This window comes from Candidatus Nanopusillus massiliensis, from assembly GCF_920984865.1.
In genome coordinates, this window is the sequence record NZ_OV100765.1 from 21,668 (window position 1) to 23,054 (window position 1,387).

The 1,387-nt window shown below is 25.5% G+C and carries 2 protein-coding genes; both read left to right on the forward strand.

Features of this window, described 5'->3' with window-relative positions:
• Positions 1-355 precede the first annotated feature (355 nt).
• The gene (locus LUA84_RS03910) at positions 356-490 is read left to right on the forward strand and encodes a hypothetical protein (RefSeq protein WP_256443454.1); all 135 of its coding nucleotides are present in this window, start codon (positions 356-358) and stop codon (positions 488-490) included.
• Between the two features lie 626 nt (positions 491-1,116).
• On the forward strand, positions 1,117-1,338 hold the full coding sequence (locus tag LUA84_RS04930; protein ID WP_256443455.1) for a GTP-binding protein: 222 nt from the start codon (positions 1,117-1,119) through the stop codon (positions 1,336-1,338).
• Positions 1,339-1,387: the final 49 nt, after the last annotated feature.

A 1,387-nucleotide genomic window follows, 5' to 3' on the forward strand; every position in this document is an offset into this window, starting at 1 on the left:
TATGAATAGGAAAGATATGATAATATTTGGGAAAATAATTTTATTAGGAATATTAACTTTTATAGTAACTTACTCAAAAAAACTATAACTAATACCATTTATAATGGGAATATTTTATTTACTTGAAAGTAAAGAAACTAAATAAATACAAATGTTTTATTAAAATATTTTGAATGGAGAAGGAAAAAGAAGAAAATAATGAAAGGAAAGAAGGGAAGTTTAATCTTGGTTTGGAAGAGTCAATAATAATAGGATTTATAGTATTGGCAGTTTAGTAGTTTTAGGATCATATATTGTAGCAAATTCAATATCAAATATAAAAATATATGGATCAATTAGTAGTTCTTCAAGTCAATTGCAAACATATTTGCAAACATTACAGCAGGTTCCATTACCAAATATTACAAATATAGATCCAGTATATGGAAATCCAAATAATGTAAATGTTATTGTATATGAATTCTCAGATTATGACATGTCCATATTGTGATAATCTTATTTACAAACATTTCCACAAATTGAGCAAAATTATATAGATAATGGAAAAATAGCATTGGTATATCTTGTTTTCCCATTATATCAAATACATCCATATGCAAATATATCATCACAATATTAAACATGTGTATATGAATTATATGGATTTAATAAATCGGAAGAATTTGCAAATTGGAGCTGGTATAATCAAATGCAAAATATATCATGGGATACTTTGTCAAGTCAACAAGATGTATATAATGTATTTAATGAAGAAGCTCAGGCTTTGGGATTAAATGTTAATAAAATAGATTCTTGTGTAAATAGTTCNNNATATGATTATCAAATATATAATCAGGAAAATTATGATATGAATACATATGGAATTGGAGGAACTCCATCATTTATAATAGCTGTAAAAACATCTTCTATTACATTTCAAACAGTTCAACAGGTTAATAGTGTATTAGATCAATTAAAGCAATATGGATTAAGTCCTTCAGTTTATACAACTCCAGATTATTGTTATATAATGTTTGAGTTTGCAGGGGCTTTACCATATAATTTCATTAATAGTGTATTACAGCCTTTAGGATCTGGNNGAATTATATATAAATTTTTTTATAAATATAATCTTAAATGACAAAAGAAAAACCACATATTAATTTGGTAGTAGTAGGGCATGTAGATAATGGAAAATCAACATTAGTAGGAAGGCTAATGGTATCTTTGAATTTAATAGATCAGAAAGTATTAGAAGAATTAAAAAATGTAGCAAAGGAATTTGGAAAGGAATCAGAATATTTAGCATTCTTATTAGATAAATCAATAGAAGAAAGAAAGAGAGAGAGTAACAATTGATGTAGCTGCAATTAAAATACCTGCAAAGAAATAGGTATTAACAATATTG